Annotated in this window: 13 protein-coding genes; 6 read left to right on the forward strand and 7 right to left on the reverse strand. The window is 46.8% G+C overall.

Features of this window, described 5'->3' with window-relative positions; all coding sequences use genetic code 11:
• Positions 1-79: 79 nt before the first annotated feature.
• Both G9G53_RS04245 and G9G53_RS04250 read left to right on the forward strand, forming a co-directional pair.
• Positions 80-1,375, forward strand: coding sequence for a GntP family permease (locus G9G53_RS04245; RefSeq protein ID WP_025719225.1), 1,296 nt, complete (start codon positions 80-82; stop codon positions 1,373-1,375).
• 21 nt (positions 1,376-1,396) lie between these two features.
• Positions 1,397-2,542: a glycerate kinase family protein gene (locus tag G9G53_RS04250; RefSeq protein WP_029518874.1), complete on the forward strand. Its 1,146-nt coding sequence runs from the start codon at positions 1,397-1,399 to the stop codon at positions 2,540-2,542.
• Between the two features lie 127 nt (positions 2,543-2,669).
• Here the strand turns inward: G9G53_RS04250 and G9G53_RS04255 are convergent, their stop codons facing one another.
• On the reverse strand, positions 2,670-3,710 hold the full coding sequence (locus tag G9G53_RS04255; protein WP_029518873.1) for a CdaR family transcriptional regulator: 1,041 nt from the start codon (positions 3,708-3,710) through the stop codon (positions 2,670-2,672).
• A 223-nt stretch (positions 3,711-3,933) separates the two neighbouring features.
• Entirely contained in the window at positions 3,934-5,055 is a 1,122-nt protein-coding gene (locus G9G53_RS04260) for an RDD family protein (RefSeq protein ID WP_029518872.1), read from the reverse strand.
• A 220-nt stretch (positions 5,056-5,275) separates the two neighbouring features.
• Between G9G53_RS04260 and G9G53_RS04265 the strand changes: the two genes are divergently transcribed.
• Positions 5,276-5,833, forward strand: coding sequence for a GNAT family N-acetyltransferase (locus G9G53_RS04265; RefSeq protein ID WP_039272193.1), 558 nt, complete (start codon positions 5,276-5,278; stop codon positions 5,831-5,833).
• 99 nt (positions 5,834-5,932) lie between these two features.
• Here G9G53_RS04265 and G9G53_RS04270 read toward each other — a convergent pair whose 3' ends face one another.
• A complete protein-coding gene (locus tag G9G53_RS04270) occupies positions 5,933-6,403 on the reverse strand; it encodes a MerR family transcriptional regulator (RefSeq protein ID WP_238437914.1) in 471 nt (156 codons plus the stop codon).
• Entirely contained in the window at positions 6,397-7,125 is a 729-nt protein-coding gene (locus tag G9G53_RS04275) for an SDR family oxidoreductase (protein ID WP_165145539.1), read from the reverse strand. Before G9G53_RS04275 ends, G9G53_RS04270 begins: the two co-directional genes overlap by 7 nt.
• Before the next feature lie 150 nt (positions 7,126-7,275).
• Between G9G53_RS04275 and G9G53_RS04280 the strand changes: the two genes are divergently transcribed.
• Positions 7,276-9,228, forward strand: coding sequence for a BglG family transcription antiterminator (locus tag G9G53_RS04280; protein WP_165145541.1), 1,953 nt, complete (start codon positions 7,276-7,278; stop codon positions 9,226-9,228).
• 170 nt (positions 9,229-9,398) lie between these two features.
• Positions 9,399-11,405, forward strand: a complete 2,007-nt coding sequence (locus G9G53_RS04285; RefSeq protein ID WP_165145543.1) for a PTS fructose transporter subunit IIABC — start codon at positions 9,399-9,401, stop codon at positions 11,403-11,405.
• An 87-nt stretch (positions 11,406-11,492) separates the two neighbouring features.
• On the opposite strand, the gene G9G53_RS04290 is transcribed toward G9G53_RS04285, so the two are convergent.
• Positions 11,493-12,392 carry a DMT family transporter gene (locus tag G9G53_RS04290; protein ID WP_069012306.1) on the reverse strand — a complete coding sequence of 300 codons (900 nt, stop codon included), beginning with the start codon at positions 12,390-12,392 and terminating at the stop codon, positions 11,493-11,495.
• A 107-nt stretch (positions 12,393-12,499) separates the two neighbouring features.
• Between G9G53_RS04290 and pdxR the strand changes: the two genes are divergently transcribed.
• The gene (gene pdxR / locus G9G53_RS04295) at positions 12,500-13,873 is read left to right on the forward strand and encodes a MocR-like pyridoxine biosynthesis transcription factor PdxR (RefSeq protein WP_069012305.1); all 1,374 of its coding nucleotides are present in this window, start codon (positions 12,500-12,502) and stop codon (positions 13,871-13,873) included.
• 75 nt (positions 13,874-13,948) lie between these two features.
• Here the strand turns inward: pdxR and G9G53_RS04300 are convergent, their stop codons facing one another.
• Positions 13,949-14,296: a DUF3243 domain-containing protein gene (locus G9G53_RS04300; protein ID WP_165145546.1), complete on the reverse strand. Its 348-nt coding sequence runs from the start codon at positions 14,294-14,296 to the stop codon at positions 13,949-13,951.
• A 116-nt stretch (positions 14,297-14,412) separates the two neighbouring features.
• Positions 14,413-15,327, reverse strand: a complete 915-nt coding sequence (locus G9G53_RS04305; RefSeq protein WP_165145549.1) for a phosphatidate cytidylyltransferase — start codon at positions 15,325-15,327, stop codon at positions 14,413-14,415.
• Between the last annotated feature and the right edge of the window lie 39 nt (positions 15,328-15,366).

Below are 15,366 nucleotides of genomic sequence, written 5' to 3' on the forward strand. Positions count from 1 at the left end.
GTCTGTTCTTCAATATTTTTCACATACAGCAATCGATATAATGAAAGCGTAATCAAAAATTGCCCGGGGGGTTAGACAGATGGAAGGATTGACGATCAGTTGGATAGGGGCTCTGGCAGGGCTGGCTATTGCAATTATTCTGATATTAAGAAAGCTGAATCCGGTTTATGCTTTATTTTTGGGAGCTATTGTAGGCGCTTTATTGGGCGGAGCCAATCTGGAGCAGACGATCAGCGTGTTAATAAGCGGTACGCAAAGTGTGATGGGGACGGTCATTCGTGTGCTTGCCGCAGGTGTATTGGCAGGCGTAATGATGGAATCCGGGGCGGCGGAGACGATTGCGCAGGCTATTGTAAAGAAATTTGGCGGTAGTAAAGCGATACTCGCACTAGCCTTAGCGACGATGATTATTACGGCGGTAGGTGTATTTATTCCCGTTGCCGTGCTGATTGTGGCACCTATTGCATTGTCGGTCGGTAACAAAATGGGGATTTCCAAGCTGGCGCTCCTGTTGGCTTTGTCTGGAGGCGGAAAAGCGGGGAACATCATCTCTCCCAATCCTAATACGATTGCGGCGGCGCGCGGATTTAATCTGGATTTAAGCCACGTGATGTTGGCGGGCGTGGTTCCTGCGATATGCGGTTTAATCATGACTGTATTGGTGGCATCTATGTTGAAAACCAAAGGTGTGAAGGTGTCCGACCAGGATATTATGGACAGTGATGTCGATACATCGAAATATCCAGCGTTGGGACGGGCGATTGTAGCCCCGCTGGTAGCTGTTATTTTGCTGATGATTAACCCGATTGGTTCCATCTCCGGCATTGAAGCACTTTCGAGTTTCAAGGTGGATGCGATGTACATTTTGCCGATCGCCGGGATTGTGGGTATGCTGGCCATGGGACAAGGGCGCAATATCCTGAAGTATTCGGCCTCCGGTTTAAATAAAATGACAGCGACTGTGCTGATTTTGATCGGTGCAGGCGGGATTGCCGGTCTGATCTCTGCCTCCAACTTGTCTGCACAGGTGGTTGGCCTGATTGAAGCTTCGGGAGTTTCCGGTACATTTTTGGCACCGCTTGCAGGTATTCTGATGGCAGCCGCCACGGCGTCCACCTCGACGGGAGTTATTTTGGCGACAGGCTCGTTTGGGGAAGCCATTCTGAACATGGGGACGGCCCCGCTCGCCGCAGCTGTGATGGTGCATACAGGAGCTACAGTCATTGATTCCTTGCCGCAGGGCAACTATTTTCACGTCACGGCAGACAGCATGAAAATGAGCATTAAACAACGGATGGGATTGATTCCTTACGAAGCTATTGTGGGTGGGACGATGGCAATTGTAGCGACACTCATGTATGGATTTTTACTTTAATATTTACAATGGGGTGAGAAGATGAGAGAGAAAACATTTGTGCTGGCACCAGATTCTTTTAAAGAAAGCATGACGGCTAAAGAAGTGTGTATCGCGATGGAGAAAGGACTGCGCAAGGTCTATCCAGCAGCGAATTACGTCCACGTACCGATGGCGGACGGCGGTGAAGGAACGGTGCAGTCACTGGTGGATGCGACAGGCGGACAGGTTCGTTATATTGAGGTGACAGGACCACTTGGAGAACCTGTAACTGCTGCATACGGCTTGCTGGGAGACGGCACCACGGCGGCAATCGAGATGGCATCCGCCAGTGGAATCCATCTGGTTAACAAGGATAACAAGAACCCGTTAAAGACAACCACCTACGGTACAGGGGAGTTAATCCGTGAATGTCTGAACCAGGGAATTCGAAAAATTATCATCGGCATTGGCGGAAGCGCGACGAATGATGGCGGTACAGGCATGGCGGAAGCACTGGGCGCCAGATTTCTGGATGCAACAGGCAATACTCTTCCGCGCGGTGGCGGTAGTCTGGGCGAGCTGGCCAGTGTCGATATTTCATCACTGGATGGCCGGTTGCAGCAGGTACAACTGATTGTAGCCTGTGATGTGACAAATCCGCTGTGCGGAGAGCATGGGGCCTCTCAAGTATTCGGGCCACAAAAAGGGGCAACCCCGGAGATGGTGCAGCAATTGGATGCCAATCTTGCCCATTACGCCGATGTGGTGAAGCAGCAACTAGGCAAGGATGTGCGCGATCTCCCAGGCGCAGGCGCAGCAGGTGGATTGGGTGCGGGCTTATTGATTTTCACTCAAGCGGCGCTGCAAAAAGGCATTGAAATTGTGATTGAATACACCGGTTTAAAACAAAAGCTTGCCACGGCCGATATCGTTTTGACGGGGGAAGGCGGTATTGATTTTCAGACTAAATTCGGTAAAACTCCTTATGGAGTAGCTCAGGCGGCCAAACAGTCTGGCAAAAAGGTTATTGCGGTTGCAGGTTATATCGGGGAAGGGATCGACACGTTGTACAAGGAAGGAATAGATGCGGTGTTCGGCATCGTACCGGGAGCCTCGGAGCTCGGTAAGCTGCTGGCCGAAGGGCCGCAAAACGTAGAGCGTACGTGCGAGAATATCGCAAGAGTACTTCAATTCAGCGAGAAGTGAACCGAATAATACGAGCGCTCGCCTGTAATCCCGAGCTTAGCTAAAGCCGGATTGACTGAGAAATTGGGAGTGCGGCGAGCGGATACATGATATTTCTGGCGTATGGTCAGGGGCGTGAAACAGCTGTTCATTGATACAGTGCCAATAAGCCGTGCGTAAGCTCAAAAAGCTGAAGGAGATTCCGGGGATCTTTACCAGTTAAGGTATGGATGCGCTTCAGGCGGTATTGCAGCGTATTTCGGTGAATGTTTAATTCATCTGCCGTAAAGGAGACACTGCCGTTATGGTTAATAAAGCTTCGCAGCGTATCCAGCAAATCCACGGTATCCTCCAGCTTGCTCACCAGATAGATCGTGTTCGTCAGGTTCGTTTGACTCAATTTGACCAGAAATTCGACTTCCGCAAAAGAAATTTTTTGCACAGGCGGGCGCAAAGCCAGTAAAACATTCATAGCTGACTTGGCTTGCATATAAACATCCGCAATGTTGTGCTCTTGTCTGCTGACCGTAATCAGCACATCGGGATGGCTGCGCACAAGTGGCTCTAGCAGTTTGTCTGTCGGTTCCTGATTTTGTATTAGGACGAGATAACAATCTTCCTCCATACGAAAGGAGGGATGCTGCATGAATATATTGGACAACTCGGCTAAATGAGCTGGATCAGCAGGCAGATACTTTACATATACAGCCGAAGTTTTTAGAAGCAAATCAATGTGATATTGAGCTGCTTCTTTTTTTATTTTTTGCGTGTAGGCTCCCTGATGATTCAATAACATTTCCAGCACAGATTTTTTGCGATTGGCTTCATAGGCCAGATGCTCCAATGAGATGCGCTGTTCGATCAGGAGAGATACTGTAGTTTTAACAATATTGCAAAAAGGACGCACTTCATCAGGATTGCCTGAAATACCAATCACGCCAACTAACTCATGATGAATGACAATCGGTTCGTTGGTTCCCTTTTTCTCATAGTGGCCGTCCTGCCACACTTCAATCATTTTCCCGGTTTCGAGCGCCTGAACAGCGCCTTGGTGAATGGTTCCGATTCGTTCACTCTCGCCGCTGCCAATGATGATGCCTCGTTCATTCATTATATTGATATTGTATGGAATATCCTTCATCATTTTGTCTACGATGTCTTGGGCTTGTTTTTCGGAGAGCTGAAACAAATCCGGATTCCTCCTTTATCTATCGTGATATAGTGTACCTTAATGTACTACCTTTATGAAAGGGTTTCCAATTTATTGTGCATCTGAACAATATGATAAGGCAGGTCGCCGAGCATGTCAGTCCATTTTATCATAGATGTGAAGAATCGTTGTACGCAAAAAAACAGGGCTCTAAGGAGCACCTGCTTTTTGTGTCTATCCTTTTTATTGCCAGCCACGCTGACTAATGACGAACCTCGCGGAAGCTATAGATAATGTCGTGCAGTTCTTTCTTTAAACGGCCGTCTTTAGACGCTGGGGCATATCCTAGCACCTGGTAGTAATCCTTTTCGGTCTCTATAATCGCTACGTGGGTGATATATTTATCCACATCTTTTTTACCTTTAATCGCGAACTCAAGGGCAGGATATCCATGAATGGTTGTATTAGAGACAGGTCCTACACTGGACAGGTTCCACTCTTTGGTTAAGTTATTTTCAGCTTTCTTACCATACTGTTGGAGAGTTATATTGCCCAATTGCTTTTTCGAGTGGGATAGTACCACAACGGACTTTTGAATGTACGGATTAAATATCGCAATCTCTGCTTTTCCTTCACGGTCCGGATCTGTTGACCAGTCCAGTGGGGCTGTGATTTGAAATCGTCCATCTTTACTCACATAGCTTTGCTCTTTCTTGCTCACTGGAGCTTCAGGAGGCACGTAACTATTTGCCAGTATAAAAATAGCATTTACAAACGAGGCTCCCAAGATCACTATGGCGGTAAAAAATATAAACAGCGAACGTTTCATTGTCTTTTTGCTAATCGGCTCTAAATCCCGTACCTTTACAACATATGTACCTGCAGCTAAATCACCAATTCGTTGTCTAGATGCAGTTACTAACACGCTGATACCAGCAGGTATCCCACCCATTAGCAACGGATTGGTATCGATTAGCCTGAGCAGCGTACGAATGAGTGATTTAAGAAAACCAGGAGGCTTACCTTCCCCGTTAACCACCTTAATACGAAAGACGAACTTACCCAGCGTATAGCCTGTGTAACCTTCCAAAAGCAAATAATAGCTGAAGAAAGCAATAAGCAGAATACAACGGGATGCAATCGCTAAAGGCCAAAACCATCTATCCGTTATTTGAATGACAGAAATAAAGAAACAAATATACCCAAGATAAAAAAATATGCAATCAAAAACTGTTGCTCCCCACCGTCTAAACAGAGTAGAGTTCCCGTATGTTTTTGATAACGCCGCCATCCTGTTTGGATCTACCCCATAATTTTGACCATGCCGAATGTACATCTGTCTTGAAGATTCCTGCGGGTTGTGTGGTACGTGCTGTTCGTCCAAAAAATACACCTCTTCTTAATAATTAAAAACACACTCCTTATATTAACGGTCATTTTACAATCCATGTTTAGGAAAACATTCTATAAACAAAGAAATTATTATAAATATCCCTTCCTCTCATTTACTCTATAATTGGAAGAAGAAAGTAACGATAGACTCGGGAGGTATGGGTATGCAAGAAGAGCTGGCAAAAGCGAACAAGGCAGCAAGAGGTGAGAATGTGAAAGGTGAGTTTCCGGTTATAACGACCGAACGTCTCGTATTACGAAAAATGGTAGCGACGGACAGCAAGGACATGTTGGAATACTTTTCAGATGAGCAGGTTATGAAGTTTTATGGACTGAGCCCGTTTGAGTCTGAACAGGATGTACTGGATGAGATCAGTTGGTATGATCGGATTTTTGAGACAGATCAGGGAATACGCTGGGCTCTTCAAACGAATGAAGGTAAAATCATCGGTTCTTGCGGGTTTCATAACTGGGACCAACGTCATCACCGGGCAGAAATGGGCTATGAATTGTCCAGAGACTATTGGGGCCAAGGGTTAATGTTGGAGGTACTTGCAGCTGTAATCGACTATGGGTTTAATACCCTCTCATTGAACCGCATTCAGGCGCTAGTAGAGCCAGAGAATGCACAATCCTTGCGTTTGCTCGAAAAAGCAGGCTTTCGGCAGGAAGGGCTCCTCTCCCAATATGAATTTACGTCCGGGAAATATGATGATCTTTACATGTGCGCATTGGTCAAATCAGAGTATATCAATCGTTCTCAGAAATGATAGATGAGGTGAATCAAGCGGGGGAGCATGGGTAGGAAGAAGGTTGATCATTGTACAACATGATCGACCTTCTTTTTGGATAAAGCAATAAAAAACCCCTTAAAAAAGGGGATTGGTGCTGGGGGTTGTAGGGTTACAATTCGTGTCGCTAAGATCAGGATTGGTAGAGAGGTCGCGATAATGGCTGAGCTTATATTCAATAATTTTTTGGGTCTCCATCAGTCTGGAGATTTCTTGTTGAATCTTCTGATTATGTTTTTCAAGTAAGGAGTGTCTAATCGGAATGGTGCTGTTGCCTTGCATCGAAAGTTCTCGATAATGCTTCATTTCCTCTATGGTCATTCCAGTGGCTTTTAATCGGGTTAGAAAGATAATCCCCAGAATCTGATCTCTACTGTAGAACCTGTGTCCGTTAGCCCTTCGTTCTGCATAAGGCAGCAAGCCAATTCGCTCATAATAGCGTATGGTATCCTCTGTTAAGCCTGTTAGTTCTGCAGCTTGACTAATAGAGGTTATGGTCTCCGGAATTTCCTGCAAAGTATCCCACTCCTTAATTGTAACGATTACCAAGGAACTTCTCCATTCGCGTCGAAAAACCCTCCTGACGGCCCGTCATTATTTAAAGTGGCTAAACGAACAACGACAGCAGCAGCTTGTTGTACCGAACCCGGTCCTGTAAAGCCATTTAAGTCAGTGGCGGTAAAGCCAGGATCAGCCGAATTAACTTTGAGAGGTGAGTCTTGGAGTTCCTTGGCAAGGGTGACGGTGAACATATTAACCGCTGCTTTGCTGCTATTGTAGGCAAGCAAATTAAATTGGGCATGCTCATGTTCAGGATCGCTATTATAGGTTAATGAACCAAGGCCACTCGACAAGTTAACGATTCTACCGCATGGAGATTCTTGCAATAAAGGCAGCATGGCTTGCGTCACGGCGACCAAACCGAAAAAGTTTGTTTCATACGTTTCTCTTAAATCGTCCAAAGAAAACTGACTTGGAGGAGTGGCTCCTCCCAAAGATATGCCGGCATTGTTGATGAGTACATCAAGGGAACCGGATTCTTGCTTGATCTGATGGGCTGCGGAATCAATCGTACTGTGATTCGTCACGTCTAACAAAATCAATCGGGCTTTTACTCCCTCATTAGCCAACTTAGCCACCGCTTCCCGGCCGCTCTGCTCATTCCGTGAGCCAACCAGGATTGTAAAACCCATACCGCCCAATTGTCTGGCTGTTTCATACCCGATGCCTTTGTTGGCCCCAGTAATAAGAACTGTTTTTCCAATGGTCATGAGTGATTCCTCTTTTCATTATTCTTGAATTTGGCGGCCACCATGCTTTAAATGTACTACTTGGAGTATACTTAAAGTCAACACAAAACCAGCAAAAATATAGCTCGAAATGCCCTGGACATTCTTTAACTTGGAAGATGGGAGAATGGAATGAATAAAAGGCAAATGGAAATTTTACGCATGTTGTTAACTGAACCGGACCGGTTGTGGTTAGCGCAGGATCTGGCGGATCTGACCGACTGCTCTGAAAAGACGATCCGCAACGATCTGAAAGTAATTGAAGATTATATCGTCAAGCATTCTGATGCCAATCTGGTGAGAAGGCCGGGACGCGGCATTTATCTGGAGATGGGTGAAGCGGATCAGAATGAATTGTTCCATCGACTGTATGCGGACGAGAGTACGGCCCAACATGAGTCAGATGAGGAAAGGGTACTGCATCTCGCCTATCGGCTCTTGATGAATGCCAAGCCTGTGACCATCCAGGATCTAGCTTCACAGTATTATGTGAACAAGACGGTAATTCGTAGAGATATGGAGAAGATTGATGGCTGGCTACACAGCTTTGATCTGGCCTTAATTACCAAGCAGCGCGTAGGCTTGACCATCCTAGGCTCTGAGAAAAATAAGCGCATCGCTTTGGCGCGGATGAACCAGCTGATTGACAGTCCTGAGTTAACAGGACAGTTGATGCGCAAACAGTTTGAATCGCACGAGATTACAACCATAAATCATGAATTAAAAGCATTGCAAAAACGCCATGAGCTCAGCTTTACTGACGAAGCTTTCGAAGCTCTAATGCTGCATATCCTCTTAATGGTCAAACGAACCAAGATGGGACAACCCATTTCCCTCTCCAAGCAGGACATTGCCTTTTTGCAGGAGAGACGCGAATTTACATGGGCTATGTCTTTTTTGCAGCAGTTGCAAAAGTTGTTTGCCGTGCCTTTTTCCAAGGAAGAGACAGCGTATTTAACTCTGCACCTGCTTAGCGGGAAGTTCCGTTACCAGCAGGAGGAAAGAACAGGAAAACAAGGTGAGCTGGCAGATAGCCACCCGCTTTTGCCTGAGTTGATTGAGCAGTTAGTCCGGCGGATGTCCGAGCTGAATATGATTGCCTTTTCCAAGGACAAGATGTTGCTGAAAGGGTTGAATGTCCATTTATATACGACCCTGAACCGTCTTCAATATGGGTTGACCGTGTCCAATCCTATGCTGGCCGAGATCAAGAAGATGTACCCCTACATGTTCGACCGAGTTATTATTACGCTGGAAGAGGTGGGGAGATGGGTCCGGCTATCATTCCCCGAGGAGGAAGCGGCGTATTTAACGCTGCATTTTCAGGCTTCTGTGGAGCGATTGCACCGGAAAGAGAGTCATCCCCAGAGAGCCATTATCGTGTGTCACATGGGCATTGGTATGTCCCAACTGCTGCGCACCAAGGTGGAACGTAAATTTCCGGCTGTACATGTGGAGACAACCCTTTCCAAAGCAGAAGTCCAGGACTATCTGGCAGCCCAGGAGGTGGATCTCGTCATTACCACTGTAGATCTCCCAGAGATGAACATTCCGCACATTCTCGTCTCTCCCTTGTTGGATGCCAAGGACGAGCGTCGATTGGAGCAAGTGATCCGACGACTGGATGAGCCGGAACATAGGGCGGCAGACGAATCTGTATTTTTTAAATATACAACACCTTTTTTGGTCTTTCCCCAGCAGGAAGTGCAGCATCCGGAACAATTGATCTCCAAGCTGGCGCAAATACTGGAGGACAAAGGATATGTGGAGCCCGGTTATGTGGACAGCGTACTGGCGCGAGAAAAAATGTCGGCTACGACGATTGGGGGAGGCATAGCCATCCCGCATGGCGGTTCTGAGTGGATAAGGCAGTCCTCTATTGTAATCGCTACCTTGAAGCAGCCGCTTACCTGGGGGACCGAGAAAGTAGAGCTTGTGTTCTTGCTTGCGGTTAAACAGGATGGGCGGGAAGAGATGCGCCAGTTATTCAAGGAATTGTCCCTGATCAGTGAGCAACCTGCTTTGGTTCATGCCTTATCTAAGGAGACCGATGCGATGAGATTATTAGGGAGAATGAAGGGATAAACTAAAATCAAAAAGGTGTGCTCTGGAGCAGGACTTATAGATAAGTCCTGTTTTTTGTCGGTATAATTCCGTTTTTCCGAAAGTTCCGGTAAAAAGTTCGCCCGATAACAGCAGGATAGGCGTTTATACTATCAATGTAAGCGGAAACACCAGAGAGAAGGGGAATGAACATGAAGATATTGGCGATTACCTCATGTCCTAACGGAATTGCACATACGTATATGGCAGCTGAGAATCTGCAAAAGGCAGCAGCAAAGCTGGGCATTGAGATGAAAGTTGAGACACAAGGTTCCATTGGAGTCGAAAATCAACTGACCGAGCAGGAGATCCGTGAGGCAGATGGCATTATTATTGCAGCGGATAAAACGGTGGTTAAAGACCGTTTCGTCGGTAAGAAACTGCTGGTCGTAGGCGTACAGGATGGCATTCGCCGTCCGGAAGAATTGATCCAGCGGGTGATGAAGGGGAATGTACCTGTGTACCAAGCAGAGTCACGTTCTGCCGAGGGTAGCTCACAGGAGAACAAACCGAAACAAAATCCCATCTACCGACACTTGATGAACGGTGTATCCTATATGGTACCCTTTATCGTCATTGGAGGATTGCTCATTGCTATTGCGTTGACGATTGGCGGTGAGAAGACACCAGGCGGTCTGGTTATACCGGACGGTTCATTTTGGAAGACGGTTCAGGATATCGGCTCAGCTTCGTTTACCTTTATGATACCGATCCTCGCCGGATTTATCGCAATGAGTATTGCGGATAGACCGGGGCTTGCACCGGGTATGGTTGGCGGATTCATTGCTGCGAACGGCAGTTTTTATGGAAGTGAGGCGGGGGCCGGATTTATCGGCGGGATTATCGCTGGTTTTCTGGCGGGTTATGTTGCACTGGGTATTCGGAAAATGAAGGTTGGGCGAGCGTTACAGCCGATCATGCCTATTATTATTATCCCTGTATTGGCATCGTTAATTGTTGGATTAATCTTTGTCTTTGTGATTGGTGCTCCAGTCGCACAATTGTTTGAAGCTTTAACGGGCTGGCTTGCAGGTATGCAAGGTACAAGTTCAATTCTACTAGCATTGATTCTAGGTGCGATGATCTCCTTTGATATGGGCGGCCCTGTGAACAAAGTTGCTTTCTTATTCGGTTCGGCCATGATCGGCGAAGGGAATTATGAAATTATGGGGCCAATCGCCGTTGCGATTTGTATTCCGCCGATTGGGATGGGACTTGCAGCGATGATCAACAAACGTAAATTTGCACCTGCGGAACGCGAGGCCGGGAAGGCAACATTCACGATGGGGTTGTTCGGGATTACCGAAGGTGCGATTCCATTCGCGGCGCAAGATCCACTGCGTGTTATTCCCAGTATTATGGTAGGGTCCATGGTCGGTTCTGTCATCGCCATGTTGGGAAATGTAGGTGATAAGGTAGCTCACGGTGGACCGATTGTAGCTGTACTTGGTGCAGTGGACCATGTGCTTATGTTCTTCATTGCCGTTATTGTCGGCGTAGCCGTATCGGTTGTCCTGGTGAGCTTGCTGAAAAAAGATATTGCAGCAACTGTAACTCCGGATGCTGCTGGGAAAGCGATGCCTGGACATTCTACCACAGGAGCTGGACAATCTGCGATTACTACAACGGCCGTTGCGGAGTCATCAGTTTCAACAACTGTCACAAGTAACGGGCCAGCCGTGTCTTCGCAAGGCATTCACATTGAGAAACTGACGGATATTGTAACGATGGATCTGATTAATTTGGATCTGGAAGGAACGACACGAGATGCTGTGGTTGATGAAATGATCGGAGCACTTGAGAGAACTGGAGCTGTAAGCTCTGCCAGTGATTTCAAACAGGCGATATTAGCCAGAGAGGAAGAAGGATCAACAGGCATTGGTATGAATATTGCCATTCCTCATGGCAAATCGGAAGCTGTCCTGAAGCCAAGCGTGGTATTTGGCATCAAGCAAGGCGGTGTTGACTGGAATAGTGCAGACGGAAGTGAAGCAAAACTGATCTTTATGATTGCCGTACCGCGCAACAGCAAGGAAAATGCGCATCTGAAAGTGCTGCAAATGTTATCGCGTAAGCTGATGGACGATCATTTCAGAGAGGCGCTTCTGGCAGTTACTACGAAGGAAGAAGCATATCAATTGCTGGATCAGGTGCATTAATTCAATGCGATAAGAACCTAAAATAAAGAAAAGAGGCTCCCGAAGTTTCAGCCGGGAGCCTTTTTTTTGAGAAGGTCTTTGCGTGAGTCAGCGGCGTTCACCGCGTGATATAAGTATGATGCCGAGAAATACAAAGCCTGCACCAGCCAGATGAGCAAATGAGAAGGATTCACGGAGGATGATATAGGACAGCAGCAGTGTGCTGACGGGAATACAACCCGTGTATACAGCTGCTGTACTAGCCGGTACTCTTGATACACCCCTAAACCATAATACGTAGCCTAATGCGGTGACAAAGATACCATAATATAAGACTAGCCCAATCTCCCCTACACCAACGTGGTTAAAGTTGAACTGTTGGGCCTCCACAAAGGAACAAGCCAGGAACATGAGGAATGAAAAGAGTGTTATATACATGGTTCCAAGCAGGGAAGAGACATGGCTGGATAGCATCTTGCGTAACACTGTCAGTGCCGCTTCTCCGAACACAGCAGACAGAACAAGCAGCAGGCCAATGAACGAGGTTGCGTTAGGAGCATTGAACCAGAGCGCCGATATGTGAGGTACTTGTAGTGCCAAAACACCGAGCAGTGAACAGGCAATCCCTAGTCCGGGGCGGAGCGTAATCTTTTCTCTCAGCAGCACATACGAAAGAAGTACAACAATAGCTGGGGTTAAGCTAGTTAAAATTCCGCTTTCGGAAGCAGAGGCGTAGGCCAGCCCGTACAGCATTAGGACACGGAAGAGAAACATGCCGACCAGTGCTTGAATGAACAGGATTAAGGCATCCCGTTTGCTGATCCTTAATGAATACTTCTTGATGAATACAATGGGTACCAAGAACAGAAGGGCAACAGCCAGACTGGCAGATTGCGATAAAAAAACAGGCAGCTGCATCACGACCAGTTTGCCGACTACCACAGAACTGCCGACAATGGAAGTGGCGATCACTAATTCCATGTAAGTCGAAAAGGTTGGTTTGTTCATTTTATCTCACCTCTTGTACAGATATTGATATATACTGTAGCAATAGAAACTGGGCACTTGTAGATCCAGTTGAAGAGGTTTTCGACAGTACCGCTTGGGGGGTAGCTATGTGGTTATCTATCGATAAGAATGTGACAGTTCCGATGCTGCGTCAGGTATATCAAGCAATACGGGACCGTATTTTAGCTGGAGAACTGAATGCAGGGTATAAACTTCCTTCGACCCGGGTGCTGGCCTTACAGTTGAACGTTTCCCGGAATGTTATCCTCGAAGCTTATGAAATGCTGCTAGCCGAAGGCTTAGCCATTGCGCGCTCAGGTTCAGGAACTTATGTAGCCGAAGGGGCCGTCCTTCCAGGTTATGTATCCGCACCGCCTATCGAGGCGTCTGCGTCTGCAGTGGAATCTGCATATTCAAATGAGATGTCGGTAATTTCCTTCCGGACAGGCCTTCCTGCATTGGAATTATTTCCGCGCAAATCATGGGCTGACTTGCTTCAGAGCGTATGCAAAGAGGCTCCTGATCTGGCACTAGGTTATGGCGATCCTGCTGGAGAGCCTGAGTTACGCAGGGAGCTAGCCGACTATTTGAGTCACACCAGAGGAGTGAAAGTCAGCCCGGAACATATTGTAATCACTAGCGGAGCAGTACAAGCGATTCAGCTTGTCACCCGTCTGTTACTGTCAGCTGGAGATGAAGCCCTGGTAGAGGAACCGACAAATGAAGATTTAAAAAGCATTCTGGCGGCCACAGGAGCCACACTTCGGAGTATGACTGTTGATGATTCGGGAGTTATAACAGCCGATCTGCCGCAAAAGAAACACCCCAAACTGGCATATCTGACACCCTCGCACCAGTTCCCGCTGGGGGGTATCTTGCCGATCCAAAGGCGGATCGAGCTAATTCAGTATGCAGCCCGGACAGGATGTCTTCTGCTCGAAGATGATTATGACAGTGAGTTCCGATATGACGGGGCGCCCGTCCACTCCTTGCAGAGTCTGGACCCAGAACGGGTGCTATATGTCGGGACGTTTAGCAAAATATTATTCCCCGCGCTGCGGATCGGCTATATTGTTCTTCCCTCGTCACGAGTCGCTGATTTTATCCGTTTAAAGCAACTGGCGGATTACCAGACGGCGAGCCTGGAGCAAATTGTGTTGAGTCGGTATATCAGGAAGCGACTCCTTCATAAACATGTACATAAGATGAAGAAAGTGTATGCCAAGCGTCGTCAAGTCCTGCTTGATAGCCTTGAGCAGCATTTTACAGGGCAATATCGGGTGTGTGGCCGATCGGCGGGTTTACATTTGGTAGCAGAGTTTCAGTTCCCGTTCCGAGAGGATTTGCCGAAATGTCTCCATAGTCAAAATGTATTTGCGGCACAGCTTGAAGGGAACCGGCTGCTCATGGGCTATGGGCATCTAAAGGAAAATGAAATTCGTGAAGGGGTTCGCAGAATCAGGAACGCACTGCAACGGTAGTAAACGCGAAAGCAGCCTATCCTTAGGTGAGGATAGGCTGCCCTTTTCATAGCAAGATATTGTGTTTCATCATCACTATTCATACGAGGTTTGAGCCACGCGTACTAGCATATGGGCAAGCGCATGCTGCTGCTCCTTGTCCCCCGCTTTCCACAGCTCCTGGAGGAGCTTCTCCTCGCGATTTCGCGGTTCTTCTTTGGCTGCCAGATATCCAGCTATCTTCTCAGCTGCTTTTGCGATCACTTCATCATTCAGACCGATTTTTTGAGCCATTTCAATCTTGTCGCTCAAATAACTTTTGAATGAATCAAAGCTGCCCAGAATGTCATCCTTTTTGTTGTCGTCTATCCGATTTAATACGTCATCTACCTTGTTCAAGGCCACTTCGCCTTCCTTATTCACAACATGATTGTGCTCTGCCATTTCTAACGCCTCCTCAAGATCGTTTTCTAGGATAAGGACTGCTTACGGTACGGTAGTACTTACCCCGGCTAACCAAAATGAAACCGATGAGAAGCGGAGTATTGCGGAGGTAATCGCTACATAAAGTCAAAAAAATAACGAATTACGTGGAAAAAGACGGGTGAGGTGTAGGTCAAACTATCCACCCGGCTTAAATAGCTTTTTTTCAAAGCATCGAACTTATCATCATCGCCGATTAATAAATCCCGCTTCAGCACGGAAACCGTTAAACTGCCAAAGAAACCGCTCAAGCTGATCAGCATGCCGAAAATAATTCCAAATTTCAGGTCAAACGGCGTCAGATAGGGATAGATGAAATAGGAAGCCGCTATAGTTACGGGAAAAGCGAATGCAAAGCCTTCCCAAGTTATATTGGGATTGGATGTCGGGACGATTTTCCGTTTTCCGAAATAGAGTGATGCTAGATAGTGTACGACATCATTGAGCTGCGTCAGTACCACTAGAAAAAGTACAAGTTTCGCTCCGTATTGCGGCGTAGCAAACTGAAAATAGGCCAGATGACTCAACCCGAAAACCATCAGCATGAGTCCCCACTGGGTCGAGCTGACACTGCGCAGAAAACCAACCGTTCCTTTGTTGATCAATCGTGGGAGCGGTAGCAGTAAGAATACATAGATAGGAATAAAAACAATAAACATTCCGTACCACCCGATATAAATCCAATAAAATTGTACGGGAATCGCCAAGTACGCCCATAGAAACAATCTGCGATCAGCTTTTCTGGATCTAATCATGGAAAAGTATTCTTTTAGCGCAAAAAAGGTGAGTGCCATCAGGGAAAGCAGTGAAACAATCGGATTGAAAAGAGTTGCTAAGCAAAAGATAAAGAACATACCCCACCATGTCTTGATGCGAAGCCCAATCCCTGCATAGTCTTTGTCTGGCTGTGTTTTGACTACTACTATGTAAATCAGATGGATGACCAATAAGGCTGTAAAAATAAGGATTAACGTTAATATCGAACTGTCCATTACCACTCACCAACTTATCGCGAAATAGGGTTCCATTAG

Origin of the sequence: Paenibacillus sp. EKM206P (assembly GCF_011066155.1) — a bacterium.
GTDB lineage: Bacteria > Bacillota > Bacilli > Paenibacillales > Paenibacillaceae > Paenibacillus > Paenibacillus polymyxa_D.

Coding starts and splice junctions, on each gene's coding strand:
- G9G53_RS04245 (WP_025719225.1), top strand. CDS start 80: ATGGAAGGATTGACGATCAGTTGGATAGGGGCTCTGGCAGGGCTGGCT.
- G9G53_RS04250 (WP_029518874.1), top strand. CDS start 1,397: ATGAGAGAGAAAACATTTGTGCTGGCACCAGATTCTTTTAAAGAAAGC.
- G9G53_RS04275 (WP_165145539.1), bottom strand. CDS start 7,125: ATGACCATTGGAAAAACAGTTCTTATTACTGGGGCCAACAAAGGCATC.
- G9G53_RS04280 (WP_165145541.1), top strand. CDS start 7,276: ATGAATAAAAGGCAAATGGAAATTTTACGCATGTTGTTAACTGAACCG.
- G9G53_RS04285 (WP_165145543.1), top strand. CDS start 9,399: ATGAAGATATTGGCGATTACCTCATGTCCTAACGGAATTGCACATACG.
- G9G53_RS04290 (WP_069012306.1), bottom strand. CDS start 12,392: ATGAACAAACCAACCTTTTCGACTTACATGGAATTAGTGATCGCCACT.
- pdxR (WP_069012305.1), top strand. CDS start 12,500: ATGTGGTTATCTATCGATAAGAATGTGACAGTTCCGATGCTGCGTCAG.
- G9G53_RS04300 (WP_165145546.1), bottom strand. CDS start 14,296: ATGGCAGAGCACAATCATGTTGTGAATAAGGAAGGCGAAGTGGCCTTG.
- G9G53_RS04305 (WP_165145549.1), bottom strand. CDS start 15,327: ATGGACAGTTCGATATTAACGTTAATCCTTATTTTTACAGCCTTATTG.